Source organism: Roseateles sp. 22389 (assembly GCF_052044995.1).
Classification (GTDB): Bacteria; Pseudomonadota; Gammaproteobacteria; order Burkholderiales; family Burkholderiaceae_C; genus Roseateles.
Genome location: NZ_JBQEOF010000002.1, coordinates 124,220 through 136,321, shown reverse-complemented (window position 1 = coordinate 136,321; position 12,102 = coordinate 124,220). Strand labels below are relative to the sequence as shown.

Sequence of the window (12,102 nt, the reverse complement as noted above, 5' to 3'; positions counted from 1 at the left end):
GAGCAAGCGATGAAGTTGGTCCTGGCCTCCAACAATGCGAAGAAGCTGAAGGAACTGCAGGCGCTGTTCGAGCCGCTGGGCATCGAGCTTGTCACGCAGGGCAGCCTCGGCATCCCGGAGGCGGAAGAACCCTTCCACACCTTCGTCGAGAACGCGCTGACCAAGGCCCGCCACGCGGCCAGGGCCAGCGGCCTGCCAGCGCTGGCCGACGACTCGGGCCTGGCGGTCGAGGCGCTGGGCGGCATGCCCGGCGTGCTGTCGGCGCGTTACGCGACGCTGTTCGGCCGCGAGAAGAGCGACGCCGAGAACAACCGCGTGCTGCTCGAGAAGCTCGATGGCATCGAGGATCGGCGCGCACGCTTCGTCTGCGCGCTGGTCGCGGTGCGCTCGGCCGACGACCCCGAGCCGCTGATCGCGCTGGGCCGCTGGCAGGGCGAGATCCTGCGCGCCGAGGAAGGCGAGGGCGGCTTCGGCTACGACCCGCTGCTGTTCATTCCCGAGCTCGGCCAGAGCGTCGCGGCGCTCGGCGCGGAGCTCAAGAACCGCCTGAGCCATCGCGCGCTCGCGTCGCAGGACCTGCTGCGCCAGATGCGCGAGAGCTGGCACCTGGGCTGATCCCGTGGCCGACATCATCCGCATGATGCGGCCCGGCACGCTGACGCTGTCGGCGCTGCCGCCGCTGTCGCTGTACGTGCACCTGCCGTGGTGCATCCGCAAGTGCCCGTACTGCGACTTCAACTCGCACGAGTACCGCGATGGCCGCGAGCTCGACGTCGACACCGCGCGCGCCTACCTGGCCGCGCTGCGGGCCGACCTGGAAGCCGCGCTGCCGCTGGTCTGGGGCCGGCCGGTGGTGTCGGTCTTCATCGGCGGCGGCACGCCCAGCCTCTTCGCGCCGGAGCAGATCGCCGAACTGATCTCCGACCTGCGCGCCCGGCTGCCGCTGGAGCCGGGCTGCGAGATCACGATGGAGGCCAATCCCGGCACCTTCGAGACGGACCGCTTCGCCGGTTTCGCGCAGGCGGGCGTGACGCGGCTGTCCATCGGCGTGCAGAGCTTCGACGACCGCAAGCTGCAGGCGCTGGGCCGCATCCACAGCGGCACGCAGGCGCGCGCCGCGATCGCCGAGGCCGCGCGGTCCTTCGGGACCTTCAACATCGACCTGATGTACGCGCTGCCGGAGCAGACGCTGGCCGAGCTTGACGAGGACCTGGGCACCGCGTTGGCCTTCGATCCGCCGCACCTGTCCGTCTACCACCTGACGATCGAGCCGAACACGCGTTTCGCGAATGCGCCGCCCGAGCACCTGCCCGATCCGGACCTGGCCAGCGACATGCTGGACCTCATCACCGCGCGCACCGGCGCCCAGGGCATGCAGCGCTACGAGGTCTCGGCCTACGCGCGGGACGGTCACCGCTGCACGCACAACACCAACTACTGGCAGTTCGGCGACTACCTCGGCATCGGTGCCGGCGCCCATACCAAGCTGAGCTTCGCGCACCGCCTCCTGCGCCAGGTGCGCTGGCGCGATCCGGCGACCTTCATGCAGAAGGCGTCCGAAGGCCAGGCCGTGTCCAACGAGCACGAGGTCGCGCGCTCGGAACTGCCCTTCGAATTCATGCTCAACGCGCTGCGCCTGCGCGAGGGCGTGACGATGCAGAGCTTCCTCGAGCGCACCGGGTTGCCGCCGTCCGCCATCGCCCAGGCGATGGCACAGGGCCGCGCGAAAGGCCTGCTGGATCCCGATCCGGCCGTGATCCGCGCCACGCCGCGCGGCTTCGACTTCCTCAGCGATCTGCAGGCGCTGTTCCTGGCATCGTGATCGCGTCGCCGCGCGGCGGCGCGGCCGCGGTCATCCGGCCGGTCGACAGGCAGGTCGTGGCGCCGTCGAGCGCCGCGCGCGACTGCGCCGTCTCCTCGTGCAGCCACGCGACGAAGGCCCGCACCGCGGGCTCCTCGCGCGACTTCGGCGTGTAGACGATGTGGTAGCGCTGCGGCTCCTTGAGCATCGCCTGCCGCGGCGCGACGCGCACCAGCCGGCCGTCGAGCAGTGCGTCCGCCGCCAGCAGCTCGCGCGTCAGGCCCACGCCCATGCCCTGTTCGGCAGCCTGCAGCAGGATGCCGAAGTCATTGAAGATCGCCACCGGCAGCACCTGGCGCCGCAGGCCCGCCTGCGCGAACCAGTCCTCCCACTGCGACGCGTCGCCCAGCAGCGGCGCCTGCGCGAGCGCCTCCAGCGGCTGCCCGATCAGCTGATGCGCCAGCGCCGGTGACGCGACCGGCAGCATCGACAAGTCGAACAGAGGTTCGCTGTCGAGTCCCGGCCACGGGCCGAGGCCCTGTCGCAACGCGAGGTCGAATTTCTCCCGCTCCAGGTCGACGAGCCGCGCGGTTGCTTCGATCTCGATCGTGACCTCCGGGTGGCGCGCGTGCCAGCGGCCCAGCCGCGGCAACAACCAGCGCTGCGCGAAGGAGGGCAGCACCGTCACGCGCAGGCTGCGCTGCTCGATGCCATGCGCCGCGGTGGCGGCGCGCAGGCCCTGGTCCAGCTCCTGGTAGGCGCGCTCGACGCCGCGCAGCAGCGCCGCGCCGGCGGCGTTCAGCACCACGCGCCGGCCCTGCCGGTCGAAGACATCGAAGCCCAGCTGCGTCTCCAGCGCGCGGATCTGCTGGCTCACCGCGCTGTGCGTCAGGTTGAGCTCCTCTGAGGCCGCGCGCAGGTTCTGGTGCAGCGCGGCCGCCCGGAAGGCGGCGAGGTACTGGAGCGGCAGGCGGGGGAGTCGCATCGGAAGGGTCCTTGGTCAGGCGGCGGGCGGGGCGACTGTAGCGACTTCCTGGAAAGTCTGGCTGCACAAGGAGGCAAGGATATAGCGTTTGGAGCGCGCTTGTTGGGCACCTAGGATTACCAGCATTTACCCCCGACCAACCCCGATGAACGAAGGAACGACCATGAACGAGCCCGACATCAGCCCCCGTTTCCCGACCGCCTTTGCCGCTCGCTCGCCGGCCTGTTCGCCCACTGCCGCGCCGGTCCGCGCCGCGCATCAGGCCGTCGCCCGCGCCGCCTCGTCCTGCGCGGCCGCCCTGGCCGCCAGCGGCCGACCGGCCCGGCTCACGCCGGAACTGCCGTGCTACGCCTATTCCCCCTGGACGCGCTTCCCGGTGATCGGTCCGGCGCTGACGGTGCTGATCGCGATCGTCTCGGCGCTGGCGCTGGTCTCGAACGCCAACGCCTTCAACGACGTCAATGCTGAACTGCAGATCGCCGCGCGTGAGCAGCGGCTGGCCAAGCAGGAGGCGCAGCAGCAGGCCCGCGCGCAGGCCGAGCGCCGGGCCTTGCTGGTCGCGGCGGGCAATGACCGCGCGACGGCGGTGACGGGAACCGCCCGGGCGCTGCCCGTCGCGGACCGGACGGACGACGCGAAGCCCGGACGCGGCCGGTGAGGCCGGGCGCAGCGGGATTGACCTCCGCCGGCCTGCCGTGAGCGGCAAAGGCAATGCAAACGGGCGCCTCGTCGGCGCCCGTTTGCTGTGGAGCGGGGCCGTCGCGGCCCGCATCCGTCAAAGCGTCAAACTCGTCAAACCCGGTTCAGCGACATGCCCGCGGTGCTGCGCAGCCGCTCGATCAGCCGGGTGGCGATCTGCTGCAGCGGCAGCACCTCGTCGGCGGCGCCGGCGTTGATCGCCTCGCGCGGCATGCCGAAGACGACGCAGGTCGCCTCATCCTGGACGAAGTTGTAGGAGCCGGCGTCCTTCATCGTCTTCATCGCCTTGGCGCCATCGGCGCCCATGCCGGTGAGCATGATGCCCAGCGCGTTCTGGCCGACCACGCGCGCCGCCGAGTTGAACAGCACCTCCACCGACGGCTTGTGCCGGTTGACCGGATCGCCGTCCTGCACGCGCGCGATGTAGTTGGCGCCCGAGCGCTCCACGCTGAAGTGCATGCCCCCCGGCGCGATGTAGCCGTGGCCGGGCAGGATGCGCTCGCCGTCCTGGGCTTCCTTGACGCGGATCTTGCACAGGCCGTCCAGCCGCGCCGCGTAGCTGCGGGTGAAGCCCGGCGGCATGTGCTGCGTGATGCAGACCGCGGGGCAGTCCGCCGGCAGGTTGATCAGCACGTCCTTGGTCGCCTCCGTGCCGCCGGTGGAGGCGCCGATGAAGATGATCTTCTCGGTCGACAGCCGGCCCAGGTTGGCGATCGGCGAGGCCGGCTTGAGGGGCGGCGTCGCGCCGCCGGCCGCGGCGGGGGCGCCCGGCGCCGCGGCCGGCGCGGGCGCGTTCAGGCGGCGGATGTGCGCCTTGGCGGCGATACGGATCTTGTCGGTGATGTCCTGCGCCAGCGCGCGGATGCCGTCGGCCACGCCGATCTTGGGCTTGGCGACGAAGTCCACCGCGCCCAGCTCCAGCGCCTTGAGCGTGACCTCGGCGCCGCGCTCGGTCAGCGTGGACACCATCACGACCGGCATCGGCCGCAGCCGCATCAGCCGCTGCAGGAAGTCCAGGCCGTCCATCTTCGGCATCTCGACGTCCAGCGTGATCACGTCCGGGTTGAGGTTGCGGATCATCTCGCGCGCCGCGAGCGGATCGCTGGCCGCGCCGATGCACTGCATGTCGGGCTGGCGGTTGATGATCTCGGTCAGGATGCTGCGCACCAGCGCGGAATCGTCCACGACAACGACGGTGGTCTTGGCCATTGCTGCTTACTCCTCGGTACTTCCGGCCGCTGCCGTCTCAGAACAGATCGATCGAGCCGCCGGTGCTCGCCACCGGCTGGGCCCGCTGCGCGGCGGCCTTGTCCTGCTGCACCAGCGCATCGGTGTTGGTCGGCGCCAGGCGCTTGACCATCGCCTTGCCGCTCTTCGGAAGGAAACAGACCTTGCGCGGGTACACGTCCATCACGTCCTTGGACACGATGGGGATGCGCTCCAGCTTCAGGAAGTCGATGACGAAGTTGGTGTTGCGCTCGCCGACGTTGATCGTGTTCATGCCCGAGATCACCGCGCCGCCGCCGAAGATCTTGGCCTCCATGCGGCTCTTGGCGGCGCCGCGCTTCATCATCTCGTTGATCAGCAGTTCCATCGCGAAGGAGCCGTAGCGGCCCGAGTCGCCATGCCCCTCGGGCAGCATGAAGTGGTTCATGCCGCCGATCTGCGCGTGGCGGTCCCACAGGCAGGCGGCGATGCACGACCCCAGCGTCGTCATCACCAGCAGGTCGTCGTTGTCGACGAAGTACTCGCCGGGCAGGACCTTGACCGCGGCGTTCTTGAAGTGCGCGTCGTAGAAGAAGAACGAGGCCTCGCCATTCTTGCGGGACACCGTCTTGAGCTGGGCCACGCGCGCCGCGCCGGCGCTGGCCAGCGCCGCGCTTTGCTGCATCGCGGAGGAGGCGGAAGGCAGGGTCATGGGGGTGTTCCGTTAAACGCGTTCGTAGATCGTCTTGCCGCGCAGGCGGAAGAGATCGCGGGAATCGGTGAAGTTCTCGGAATGCCCGACGAACAGCAGCCCGCCCGGACGCATCACCTTGTGGATGCGCTCCAGCACCTTGCGCTGCGTCGGCGCATCGAAATAGATCATGACGTTGCGGCAGAACACGACGTGGAAGGGATCGCCCAGCGACCACGAGGTGTGCATGAGGTTCAGCGTCCTGAACTCGATCATCTTGGCCAGCTCGGGCTTGACGCGGATGCGGCCCTCGTTGGCGCCGGTGCCGCGCAGGAAGAACTGCTTGAGCCGCTGCGGCGAGAGCCCGCGCGATTCGGCCGCGTAGACGCCGCGACGCGCGGTGTTGAGCACGTTGGTGTCGATGTCGCTGGAGATGATCTGCACGCCGGAGCTCGGGCCCAGCGACTCCTGGCAGGTCATCGCGATGGAGTAGGGCTCCTCGCCGGTGGAGGCGGCGCAGCACCAGATGCGGATCGGCTTTCCGGTCAGCGCCTTGAGGTCGTCGTTGAGCGAGACGAAGTGGTGGTCCTCGCGGAAGAACGACGTCAGGTTGGTGGTCAGGCAGTTCACGAACTCCTGCCACTCCTGGTCGCCTTGCGGGCCGCTGACGCCCTCCAGCCATTGGAGGTAGTCGGCGAAGCTGCGATGGCCGGTGTCGCGCAGCCGGCGCGACAGCCGGCTGTAGACCATCGCATGCTTGCCGTCGTGCAGCGAGATGCCGGCGTGCTGGTAGATCAGCTGGCGCACGCGTTCGAAGTCGGCGCGGCTGAAGCTGAACTCGTGATCGATCGCCTCGACCGGGGACGGGGCCGCGAACGAGACCGGTTGACCTGGGCGCATGAGGCTGTTTGGACTTCTTCGAAGGTGAGATGCCGTAGCACCGGATGGCCGCCATTGTCGGCAATCGTTAGTTTGATTGTGTTTGGTCTCTTTGATCTGTGAAAGAGGTGGGGGGAACCCCTCATTTCTGCACGCTCATTAGAGGGGGAAGCCGCTAGACTGCGCCGGAAATTGCCCCTTCCCACCTTGGACGCACCGCACAGTCTCATTGCCGCGCACCAGCTGCGCCTGGATCTGGCCCTGCAGCTGCTGCAGCAGGCCGGCGCGATGCTGCCCGACGCGGAGCCGTATTCGGAACCGTGGCTGCAAGGCATCGTCGACGCGCTGTGCGACCTCTCGAGCAAGGACGCGCTGACCGGCCTGGTCAACCGCCGCAGCTTCGAGATGGCGCTGGGCCGCGAGGTCGATCGGGTGGCGCGTTCCGGCGAACCGGCCCTGCTGCTGATGCTGGACATCGACCACTTCAAGGCGGTCAACGACCAGCACGGCCACGCGGCCGGCGACCTGGTGATCCGCGCGGTCTCGCAGTCGATCGCGCAGACAGTGCGCCCGATGGACACGGTGGCGCGGATCGGTGGCGAGGAGTTCGCCATCATCCTGCCCAACTGCCCGACCTCGTTCGGCGTGGTCGTGGCCGAGCGCATCCGGCAACGGGTGCAGGCGCTGGCCATCAGCCTGGGCGGCGGCCAGCCGCCGCTGACCTGCACGATCAGCATCGGCGGGGCGTTCGCGCCGCAGTGGGTGCGCTCGTCGACGCTGATCTGGACGGAGCGGGCCGACCGCCAGCTCTACCGCGCCAAGGCCGAGGGCCGCAATCGCGCCTGCCTGGAGAGCCATGTGGACTCGCTGGTGAGCGCCGAGGAAAAGGGCATGTTGTTCGCCGTAACGCAACAGGATAGTGAATGAGCATGACAACAGCTCCTGCTGCACCCCAGGCCCGCGGAGGCGCTCGTACCTTGGCCATCACGAGCGGCAAGGGCGGCGTGGGCAAGACCTTCGTCACCGCCAACCTGGCGGCGGCCCTGGCTGCGCGCGGCGAGCGCGTGCTGGTGCTGGACGCCGACCTCGGCCTGGCCAATCTCGACGTGGTGCTGAACCTGCATCCCAAGCTCACGCTGCACGACGTCTTCACCGAGCGCTGCACCCTGGATCAGGCCATCCTGCCGGCGCCCGGTGGCTTCCATGTGCTGCTGGCGGGCTCGGGCATGGTGGAGTATTCGCGGCTGACGCCCGACGTGCGGGACAAGCTGCTGCACATCCTCGAGGTGGTGCGGCCGCGCTTCGACTACGTGCTGCTGGACACCGGCGCGGGCATCTCCGACGTGGTGCTGTTCGCCGTCTCGATGGCGCATGACGTGCTGGTCGTCGCGACGCCGGAGCCGACCTCGCTCACGGACGCGTACGCCACCATCAAGGTGCTGGCGACGCAGCAGGAGCGCCGCCAGGTGCGGCTCATCCTGAACCAGGCCAACCGGCCGGGCGAGGGCAAGCTGATCTGCGGCCAGCTGCAGCAGGTGCTGCAGCGCTTCGTCGGCCCGACGCCGGGCCAGACCTTCAAGCTGGAACTGCTGGGCGAGGTCAAGAACGATCCGATGGTCCGGCAAGCGGTGCTCAAGCGCCAGCTGCTGCTGGAGCATTACCCCGGCTGCGACGCGGCGCAGGGCATCCGCGGGCTGGCCGCGAAGTTGCTGGAACAATCGGCCGGGCATCCCTGAACCTTTCCCGCTTCCAGCGCCCTATTTCAGCGCTTCTTTCAGCGCTCCCTCCCCGATGTCCGATTCCCCCGAGACCGGTGCCGCCGACGGCACCGCGGTCCCCCCGACGGCTGCGCCCGCCACCCCCTTCGAGTGGGTCGGTGGCGAGGACGCCGTGCGGCGATTGGTCGACCGCTTCTACGACCTGATGGACCTGGAGCCGCGCTTCGCGCAGCTGCGCGCGATCCATCCGACGACGCTGGACGGCTCGCGCGACAAGCTGTTCTGGTTCCTGTGCGGCTGGCTTGGTGGTCTGGACCACTTCGTCGAACGCTTCGGGCATCCGCGGCTGCGCGCGCGCCACATGCCCTATCGCATCGGCATCGCCGAGCGCGACCAGTGGATGGCCGCCATGACGCAGGCGATGGCCGAGTGCGAACTCGACGTCGAGTTGCAGCGGCGGCTGGCCGCCTCCTTCGCCCACACGGCGGACTGGATGCGCAACGTCTGAGGCCGCGCGGGTCGGCGCCGCGTGGCGCTGGGGACGGTCCGGTTCGCTTGCCGGCGGGCCGAAATGATGTAAACGGCGCGACCAGCGTGCATATCTGACACCGACGCCGGCCGCGACGGGCTGGCGGTGAACACGGCGCGGGCGGCTTCGTCTACTGTCGCGTCCATCATGTCCACGCTGTTCCACGACGATGAGGTCGGCATCGAAGCCAATCCCGACCTGATGCATGTCCGGATCGACGACGGCCGCCTGTGGCTGTCCGAAGACGCCCGGGAAGACATCGAGGTCTGCGCCGGCTTCTGCCCGGACACGGACAGCCCGATGCAGATGCTCAACTTCCTGCGCGCCGCCTGCGTCCGCCTGCAGCACGTCGACATGGACGGCGAGGACGCCGAGCACGCCTTCATGTCCTTCTGCGTGCTCAAGGGCCTGGAGCACGCGATCGAGACCCACTGGCAGGGCGCCGACTCGGTCGGCGAGTTCCGTCCCGAGCGCCTGCTGATGGCCTTCACCACGCCGGTCTCGCCTTACAGCAGCCTGATGCTGCACTGACCGCAGCGGCGCTCCGCCGCCCGGAATCCCCCACAGGAACGAAGCGCCGACCACGGCGCGCCGACCCTCAGGTCGCGTTCAGCAGGACCATCAGCGCCCCGGCCCCGCCGTCGCTGGCGCGGGCCTGCACGAAGGCCAGCACTTCCTGCTTCTGCACCAGCCAGCGCCGCACCCGGGCCTTGAGCACGGGTTCGCGCCCGGGCGAGCCGTTGCCCTTGCCATGCACGACGCGCACGCAGCGCAGGCCGCGCCGGGCGCTGTCGTGGATGAACTGGCCCAGGACCTCGCGGGCCTGGTCGCGTCGCAGGCCGTGCAGGTCGATCTGCGCCTGCAGCGCCCAGTGGCCCCGTCTGAGCTTGCGCACCGACTCGGCCGAGATCTCCGGCCGGCGGAAGGACAGCGTCTCGTCGGTCTCCAGCAGCGAGTCCACGTCGAAGTCGTCCGACAGCGCCTGTTGCCAGGCTCTCTGCTCGTCGAGTTCGCGCTGGCGCGGCTCGGGCTCGGGCCGGCCGTGGCGCAGGATCGCGCGGTTCGGATCGGGCAGCGGCACGACCGGACCCACGGTGAGCTCGAAGACGCGGGCCTCCTGCTCGCGCAGCCGCGCCAGCGCGGCCTCGCGCTCGCGGCGTTCCTCTTCCGCGCGTTGGCGGAGCTTGAGTTCTCGGTGCAGCGTCTGCAGGTCTTGCAGGCTGCGCAGTCGGTCGGTCACAGCAGGCCCAGGTCGGTCATCGAAGCGGGCTGGCCCGCGCCGACGATGAAGTGGTCCAGCACCTTCACGTCGACCAGGGCCAGCGACTCGATCATCGCGCGCGTCAGCTGGACGTCCTGCGGCGATGGATCGGTGCGGCCCGAGGGGTGGTTGTGCACGAGGACGACGGCGGCGGCGTCCAGGGTCAGCGCGCGCTTCACCACCTCCCGGGGATAGGCAATGGTATGGGAAAGGGTGCCGTGGAACAGCGTCTCCAGGGCGATCAGCCGATGCTGGGTGTCGAGGAACATCACGGCGAAGCATTCGGCGCGGCGGGCGTCGTACTCGAGGCGCAGGTAGTCGCGCACCGCCTGGGCGGACTCGAAGACCGGCCCGTCGGCCAGCGCGTCGCGGAACGCGCGCCGGGCGATCTCCAGCACCGCCAGCAGCGCGGCGCGCTTGGCCGGCCCCAAGCCCTTGATGCCGGCCAGCGCGGCGGCGGGTTCGCGCAGCAGCCCGCGGAAGCCGCCGCACTCGTCCAGCACGTCCCGCGACAGGCGCAGGACGGAGCGGCCCGGCAGGCCGGTGCGCAGCAGGATGGCGAGCAGCTCGGCGTCGGCCAGGGCGGACGGCCCCAGGGCGACGAGCTTCTCCCGCGGGCGCGTCTCGGGCGGCAGGGCGGCGATGGCGGAGCCGGCGGGACGGGCGGCAGCGACGGCACCGGCGGCAGCGGTGGACGGGGAGGAAGACACGGCGAGAACGGTCATGGCGGGACTCGGAGGAAGGACCACGGCGCTCCAGCCTAAAATCGCGCCTCGTTTCCCAAAATCCCCCTGACTAGTGAACCTCGTTCAACCAGGATCCTTCCTGACCCTGCATTACCGGCTGAGCGGGCCGGACGGCCAGGACCTGATCAACACCTTCGCCGACAAGCTGCCGGCCACGCTGACGCTGGGCGCCGGCGAGCTCGCGCCCGCGATCGAGGCCCGGCTGATCGGCCTGGCCGAGGGCACGCACACCCGCGTCGAACTGGCGCCCGGCGAGGCCTTCGGCGAGCGCAACCCGGAGCTGCTGCAGCGCGTCAAGCGCAGCCTGATGCGCGAACTGGGCGATCCGGACGAGCAGTACCACGTCGGCGACGTCGTGCAGTTCCCGACGCCGGACGGGCAGGGGCAGTACGCCGGTGTCGTGCGCGAGCTCGGCGAGGACTGGCTGTTGTTCGACTTCAACCACCCGTTGGCGGGACAGCCCGTCAGCTTCGAGGTGCAGCTGATCGGGGTGCTGTGATGACGGACGTGACCATGGACAAGGACATCGTGCTGGCGGAGCCCCGCGGCTTCTGCGCCGGCGTGGACCGCGCGATCGAGATCGTCGAGCGCGCGCTGAAGAAGTTCGGCGCGCCGATCTACGTGCGGCACGAGATCGTGCACAACACCTACGTCGTCAACGACCTCAAGGCCAAGGGCGCGATCTTCATCGAGGACCTGGCCGAGGTGCCTCCGGGCGCGACGCTGGTGTTCTCGGCGCACGGCGTCAGCCAGGCGGTGCGCAAGGAGGCCCAGCAGCGCGGCTTCCAGGTCTTCGACGCCACCTGCCCGCTGGTGACCAAGGTCCATGTCGAGGTGGCCAAGCTGCATCGCGAGGGCTACGAGTTCATCATGATCGGCCACAAGGGCCACCCCGAAGTGGAGGGCACGATGGGCCAGCTCAGCGACGGGATCTACCTGGTCGAGGAAGCGTCGGACGTGCCGCACGTGCGGGTCAAGGACCCGTCGAAGCTGGCGGTGGTGACGCAGACGACGCTGAGCGTGGACGACGCGGCCGAGATCCTCGCCGCGGTGAAGCGGCATTTCCCGCAGGTCCGCGAGCCGAAGAAGCAGGACATCTGCTACGCCACGCAGAACCGCCAGGACGCGGTGAAGGTGCTGGCGCCGCAGGTGGACGTGGTGGTCGTGGTGGGCAGCCCCACCAGCTCCAACAGCAACCGCCTGCGCGAACTGGCCGAGCGTCTGGGCACGCCGGCCTACATGGTCGACGCCGCCGAGGACGTGCGGGGCGAGTGGCTCGACGGCCGCTCCAAGGTCGGGCTGACGGCGGGCGCCTCGGCGCCGGACGTGCTGGTCCAGGCCGTGATCGCGCGGCTGCGCGAACTGGGCGCGACGACGGTGCGCACGCTGCCGGGCGTCGAGGAACACGTGCGCTTCCCGCTGCCGATGGGGCTGGGCGACAAGTCGATGGCCGAGGTCACCAGCGATCGATCTTGATCGCCGCGGCCGGTCCCCGCGCGGGGCCGCCGCCTGACTCTCCGCTGACCTTCCTGAACCGACTCCCCCATTCGAGCGCCGGTGCTCCCCCATAGGACCGCCACTGGCGCA

15 protein-coding genes are annotated in these 12,102 nt (G+C 69.8%); 9 read left to right on the top strand and 6 right to left on the bottom strand.

The features are described from left to right. The first annotated feature begins 9 nt into the window (after positions 1 to 9). On the top strand, positions 10 to 615 hold the full coding sequence (gene rdgB, locus ACTJKJ_RS03680; RefSeq protein WP_440819633.1) for an RdgB/HAM1 family non-canonical purine NTP pyrophosphatase: 606 nt from the start codon (positions 10 to 12) through the stop codon (positions 613 to 615). Positions 616 to 637: 22 nt separating this feature from the next. Then, positions 638 to 1,822, top strand: a complete 1,185-nt coding sequence (gene hemW, locus ACTJKJ_RS03675) for a radical SAM family heme chaperone HemW (protein ID WP_440819759.1) — start codon at positions 638 to 640, stop codon at positions 1,820 to 1,822. On the opposite strand, the gene ACTJKJ_RS03670 is transcribed toward hemW, so the two are convergent. Next, on the bottom strand, positions 1,788 to 2,786 hold the full coding sequence (locus tag ACTJKJ_RS03670; protein WP_091723257.1) for a LysR substrate-binding domain-containing protein: 999 nt from the start codon (positions 2,784 to 2,786) through the stop codon (positions 1,788 to 1,790). The two genes, hemW and ACTJKJ_RS03670, sit on opposite strands and share 35 nt — an antisense overlap. 163 nt (positions 2,787 to 2,949) lie before the next feature. Here ACTJKJ_RS03670 and ACTJKJ_RS03665 point away from each other — a divergent pair, with 163 nt between their 5' ends. Further along, on the top strand, positions 2,950 to 3,444 hold the full coding sequence (locus ACTJKJ_RS03665; protein WP_440819632.1) for a hypothetical protein: 495 nt from the start codon (positions 2,950 to 2,952) through the stop codon (positions 3,442 to 3,444). 134 nt (positions 3,445 to 3,578) lie between these two features. Here the strand turns inward: ACTJKJ_RS03665 and ACTJKJ_RS03660 are convergent, their stop codons facing one another. The 3 genes from ACTJKJ_RS03660 to ACTJKJ_RS03650 are packed head-to-tail and all read right to left on the bottom strand — an operon-like array spanning position 3,579 to position 6,282. Next, complete coding sequence (locus ACTJKJ_RS03660) at positions 3,579 to 4,694, bottom strand: protein-glutamate methylesterase/protein-glutamine glutaminase (protein WP_183478591.1); 1,116 nt, start codon at positions 4,692 to 4,694, stop codon at positions 3,579 to 3,581. A 37-nt stretch (positions 4,695 to 4,731) separates the two neighbouring features. Continuing rightward, the gene (gene cheD, locus ACTJKJ_RS03655; RefSeq protein ID WP_091723265.1) at positions 4,732 to 5,403 is read right to left on the bottom strand and encodes a chemoreceptor glutamine deamidase CheD; all 672 of its coding nucleotides are present in this window, start codon (positions 5,401 to 5,403) and stop codon (positions 4,732 to 4,734) included. 12 nt (positions 5,404 to 5,415) lie between these two features. Beyond that, positions 5,416 to 6,282: a CheR family methyltransferase gene (locus ACTJKJ_RS03650; RefSeq protein ID WP_091723268.1), complete on the bottom strand. Its 867-nt coding sequence runs from the start codon at positions 6,280 to 6,282 to the stop codon at positions 5,416 to 5,418. A 186-nt stretch (positions 6,283 to 6,468) separates the two neighbouring features. On the opposite strand from ACTJKJ_RS03650, the gene ACTJKJ_RS03645 reads away from it, so the two are divergent. From ACTJKJ_RS03645 to ACTJKJ_RS03630, 4 genes are all read left to right on the top strand, one after another. Then, complete coding sequence (locus ACTJKJ_RS03645) at positions 6,469 to 7,188, top strand: GGDEF domain-containing protein (protein ID WP_440819631.1); 720 nt, start codon at positions 6,469 to 6,471, stop codon at positions 7,186 to 7,188. A 2-nt stretch (positions 7,189 to 7,190) separates the two neighbouring features. Further along, positions 7,191 to 7,997, top strand: coding sequence for a MinD/ParA family protein (locus tag ACTJKJ_RS03640; RefSeq protein ID WP_091725074.1), 807 nt, complete (start codon positions 7,191 to 7,193; stop codon positions 7,995 to 7,997). 55 nt (positions 7,998 to 8,052) lie between these two features. Beyond that, positions 8,053 to 8,487, top strand: a complete 435-nt coding sequence (locus ACTJKJ_RS03635) for a group II truncated hemoglobin (RefSeq protein ID WP_440819630.1) — start codon at positions 8,053 to 8,055, stop codon at positions 8,485 to 8,487. A gap of 168 nt (positions 8,488 to 8,655) precedes the next feature. Further along, complete coding sequence (locus ACTJKJ_RS03630) at positions 8,656 to 9,039, top strand: hypothetical protein (RefSeq protein WP_091723272.1); 384 nt, start codon at positions 8,656 to 8,658, stop codon at positions 9,037 to 9,039. 67 nt (positions 9,040 to 9,106) lie between these two features. Here the strand turns inward: ACTJKJ_RS03630 and ACTJKJ_RS03625 are convergent, their stop codons facing one another. Together ACTJKJ_RS03625 and radC are read right to left on the bottom strand one after the other, a co-directional pair. Next, positions 9,107 to 9,748, bottom strand: coding sequence for a Smr/MutS family protein (locus ACTJKJ_RS03625; RefSeq protein ID WP_440819629.1), 642 nt, complete (start codon positions 9,746 to 9,748; stop codon positions 9,107 to 9,109). Further along, positions 9,745 to 10,413 carry a RadC family protein gene (gene radC / locus ACTJKJ_RS03620; protein ID WP_440819758.1) on the bottom strand — a complete coding sequence of 223 codons (669 nt, stop codon included), beginning with the start codon at positions 10,411 to 10,413 and terminating at the stop codon, positions 9,745 to 9,747. The genes ACTJKJ_RS03625 and radC overlap by 4 nt, the downstream gene beginning before the upstream one ends. A gap of 154 nt (positions 10,414 to 10,567) precedes the next feature. On the opposite strand from radC, the gene ACTJKJ_RS03615 reads away from it, so the two are divergent. Both ACTJKJ_RS03615 and ispH read left to right on the top strand, forming a co-directional pair. Further along, on the top strand, positions 10,568 to 11,014 hold the full coding sequence (locus ACTJKJ_RS03615; RefSeq protein ID WP_091723279.1) for an FKBP-type peptidyl-prolyl cis-trans isomerase: 447 nt from the start codon (positions 10,568 to 10,570) through the stop codon (positions 11,012 to 11,014). Continuing rightward, the gene (gene ispH / locus ACTJKJ_RS03610; RefSeq protein WP_255489468.1) at positions 11,014 to 11,991 is read left to right on the top strand and encodes a 4-hydroxy-3-methylbut-2-enyl diphosphate reductase; all 978 of its coding nucleotides are present in this window, start codon (positions 11,014 to 11,016) and stop codon (positions 11,989 to 11,991) included. Before ACTJKJ_RS03615 ends, ispH begins: the two co-directional genes overlap by 1 nt. Positions 11,992 to 12,102 lie beyond the last annotated feature (111 nt).